The sequence below is a fragment of the Methylorubrum podarium genome (assembly GCF_022179745.1).
Classification (GTDB): Bacteria; Pseudomonadota; Alphaproteobacteria; order Rhizobiales; family Beijerinckiaceae; genus Methylobacterium; species Methylobacterium podarium.
Window position 1 is genome coordinate 1 of the sequence record NZ_BPRD01000607.1, and the last position, 3,792, is coordinate 3,792.

At 69.4% G+C, this 3,792-nt stretch carries 4 protein-coding genes; all 4 read left to right on the forward strand.

The window, feature by feature from the left end:
• The coding region (locus MFF42_RS24535; protein ID WP_238258532.1) for a mitochondrial fission ELM1 family protein at window positions 1-1,039 on the forward strand (1,039 nt) is incomplete at its 5' end.
• 157 nt (window positions 1,040-1,196) lie between these two features.
• Entirely contained in the window at window positions 1,197-2,171 is a 975-nt protein-coding gene (gene trxB, locus MFF42_RS24540) for a thioredoxin-disulfide reductase (RefSeq protein WP_238258534.1), read from the forward strand.
• Between the two features lie 377 nt (window positions 2,172-2,548).
• Window positions 2,549-3,439: a LysR family transcriptional regulator gene (locus tag MFF42_RS24545; protein WP_060772152.1), complete on the forward strand. Its 891-nt coding sequence runs from the start codon at window positions 2,549-2,551 to the stop codon at window positions 3,437-3,439.
• Window positions 3,440-3,556: 117 nt separating this feature from the next.
• Window positions 3,557-3,792, forward strand: a 236-nt coding sequence (locus MFF42_RS24550) for a type II 3-dehydroquinate dehydratase (protein WP_238258536.1), incomplete at its 3' end; no start/stop codon positions are given.

Below are 3,792 nucleotides of genomic sequence, written 5' to 3' on the forward strand. Positions count from 1 at the left end.
ACTCGCGCGGGCCCGCGCCTGGATCCTCACCGACGGGAAGGCCGGCGACGAGAACCAGTGCATCGGCATCGCCGAGACGCTCGGCCTCGCCTACGAGACGCGGCGCATTCCGGACGGGCGCCCCCTGACCTGGATGGCGCCCTGGGGACCGATCGATCCGCGGGATGCGCCCGGCCGGGCCGGCGGCCTGCTGCAGGGCCCGCTCCCCGACCTCCTGATCGCGTCGGGGCGGCGCGCCGTGCCCTATCTGCGCGCCGTGCGCCGCGCCTCGAACCAGAGGACCTTCACCGCCTTCCTCAAGGATCCGCGCACCGGCCACGACACGGCGGACTTTATCTGGGTGCCCGATTACGACGACCTGCGCGGGCCCAACGTCTTCACCACCCTGACCGCGCCGCATCCCGTCTCCCGCGCCCGGCTCGATGCCGCCCGCACGACGCCCGACCCGCGTCTCGCGCGCCTGCCCTGGCCGCGCATCGCCGTGCTGATCGGCGGCGACAGCCGGCATCTGCGCTACCGCAAGGCGGACATGCAGCGGCTGGTGCGCGACCTCACCAAGCTTGCCGAGGGCGGCTGCTCGCTGATGCTGACGGTCTCCCGGCGCACGCCGCCGGACCTGCGCACGGCCCTGGAAAACCTGGTGAAGGACAAGGGCGGCTTCTTCTGGGACGGCAGCGGCGAGAACCCCTATGTCGGCATGCTGGCGATCGCCGACCACATCGTCGTCACCTCCGATTCCGCCAACATGGTCGGCGAGGCGGCGAGCACCGGCGTGCCCCTCCTGCTGTTCGACCTGCCGCGCACCTATATTCGGCACCGGCGGATGTTCGCCGGCCTTGCCATGGCCGGCGCGCTGAAACCCTTCATCGGGCGCCTGGAGGCCCTGCGCTACGCGCCGATCGACGCGACGCCGGAGATCGCCGCCGCGCTCGCCGAGGCGTACGGACAGCACCGGCGGCGCCTCGCCGCGGAGCGCCCGGAGGCCGCGGCCGGCGCGCCTTCCGCGACGCCGGCTGCGCCGTCACGCGGACCGTTCTGAGACGGCGAGCGGGAAGAACGGGACGTTCGCACGCGCCCCGGTCTTCGGAAGGAAATCTTATGCCCGCATCGTGCAAGATCGGGCGCGACGGAACACAGGACGAGTGGACGGCCGGCCCTTCGGAGACCGTGCCCGCCCCTGACAGGAGACGGCACAGATGGCGCACACCCATGCGAGGCTCGTGATCATCGGCTCGGGGCCGGCCGGCTACACCGCCGCGATCTACGCCGCCCGCGCCATGGTCGAGCCGCTGCTGATCTCGGGCTTCCAGCCCGGCGGCCAGTTGATGATCACGACCGATGTCGAGAACTATCCGGGCTTCGCGGAAGCCATCCAGGGCCCGTGGCTGATGGAGCAGATGCGGCTCCAGGCCGAGCATGTCGGCACGAAGATCGTGTCCGAATACATCACGAAGGTCGATCTCAACGTCCGCCCGTTCCGGCTCGAGGCCGATTCCGGCGAGACCTATACCTGCGACGCGCTGATCATCGCCACCGGCGCCCAGGCGAAGTGGCTCGGCCTGCCGTCGGAGGCGAAGTTCCAGGGCTTCGGCGTCTCGGCCTGCGCCACCTGCGACGGCTTCTTCTTCCGCGGCAAGGACGTGACCGTGGTCGGCGGCGGCAACACCGCGGTCGAGGAGGCGCTGTATCTCGCCAACCTCGCCAAGTCGGTCACCGTCATCCACCGCCGCGGCGAGTTCCGGGCCGAGCGCATCCTGCAGGAGCGCCTGTTCAAGCACGCCAACGTCACGGTGAAGTGGCATCACGCGGTGGAGGAGATCTGCGGCTCCGACACGCCGCCCTCGGTCACGCATCTGCGCCTCAAGGACCTGCGGTCCGGCGCAATCGTCGAGCACGCCACCGACGGCCTGTTCGTCGCCATCGGCCACCAGCCCGCCACCGCGATCTTCGAGGGCCAGCTGCCGATGCGGCACGGCGGCTACATCACGGTGACGCCGGGCACCACCGCGACCGAGATCCCCGGCGTCTTCGCGGCGGGCGACGTCACCGACGACGTCTACCGGCAGGCGATCACCGCGGCCGGCATGGGCTGCATGGCCGCGCTGGAAGCGGAGAAGTTCCTGGCCAACCTCGATGTCGGCGAGAGCCCGGCCAAGGCCGCGGCCGAGTAGGCGCCCCGCATCGACAGTCTCCCGTCGGTCTCATCGGTCGGCGGGGAGCGGGTGTTCTGCGGGCGTTTCAAGTACTGTTCAAAAGAACGCCCGCTTCGCCATCGTGTCGGATGCGGAGACCGGACGGGAACAGGCGGTGTCGAAGCATTCGGGATGGTGTTCGACCCGGATTCCCCTGTTGATGGCGAAAAAGACGCAACCAAATTGCAAGGTTGTCGTCATAATTGGAATGCTGCGGGAGCCGGCGGGTTTCGCGATGGAGCCTTTCGCCGGGCACGGCGGAGCAACAGACTGGCGTCGTGCAACGCCCGAAGGTCGTAGTCCCCCGTGACGGGCTGACCGCGACGGGCCGACCTCGACGGGCGGGAGTGACGGCCTTGGATTGGGACAAGATCCGGATTTTCCTCAACGTCGCGGAAGCCGGGAGCTTCACGCGGGCGGGCGACGACATCGGCCTCAGCCAGTCGGCGGTGAGCCGGCAGATCAGCGCCCTGGAGCGGGAGCTGAAGGCGCCGCTGTTCCACCGGCATGCCCGCGGCCTGATCCTCACCGAGCAGGGCGACCTGCTGTTCCGCGCCGCGCGCGACATGAAGCTGAGGCTGGAGAACACCCGCGCCCGCCTCGTCGAGACGAGCGAGCGCCCCTCCGGCGACCTGCGGGTGACGACGACGGTGGGCCTGGGCACCTCCTGGCTGTCGCAGCGCGTCTCCGAATTCCTCGACCTCTATCCGGACGTGCGGATCGAGCTGGTCCTCACCAACGAGGAGCTGGACCTCGCCATGCGCGAGGCCGACATCGCGATCCGCATGCGGCGCCCCGCCCAGCCGGACCTGATCCAGCGGCGGCTGTTCACGGTGCATTATCACGCCTTCGCGAGCCCCGATTACGTCAAGCGCTTCGGCGAGCCGAAGACCATCGCCGACCTCGACGAGCACCGCCTCGTCTCCTTCGGCGGCAATGAGCCGTCCTACCTGCTCGCCACCCACTACCTCGCCAGCATCGGCCGCGAGGGCGACGAGCGCCGTCCGGTCCACTTCACGGTCAACAACATCACCGCCCTCCACAAGGCGATGGAGGCGGGCGTCGGCGTCGGCATCCTCCCGGATTACGCCGTCGATGGGAACGAGAGCCTCGTCCAGGTGCTGCGCGAGAGCGAGATGCCGACCATGGAAAGCTACCTCGTCTATGCCGAGGAGATGCGCTCCGTCGCCCGCGTCCAGGCGTTCCGCGATTTCCTCGTGAACAAGGCGCAGCGCTGGACCTATTGAAAGCGTGGCCGGATCGCCGGCCCAACACTGCCCTTGTCGCGCCCCAAGACACTCGTCTAAGACCGCCGCTCCTGCCGGGCGGTTCGCGAAACCTCCGGCCGACGCCATCCGGACGGCATGATCGCGATCCACTGCCTCAACGGGCCGAACCTGAACCTGCTGGGCAGGCGCGAGCCGAGCATCTACGGCGCCGCGACGCTCGCCGAGATCGAGCGGAGCCTGCAGGATCACGCGGCCCGCCTCGATATCGCCCTGACCTTCCGTCAGACGAATCACGAGGGTGAACTCGTGACCTTCGTGCAGGAGGCCGGCGCCGCCGGCGCCGGGGTGCTCATCAACGCCGCCGCCTACAC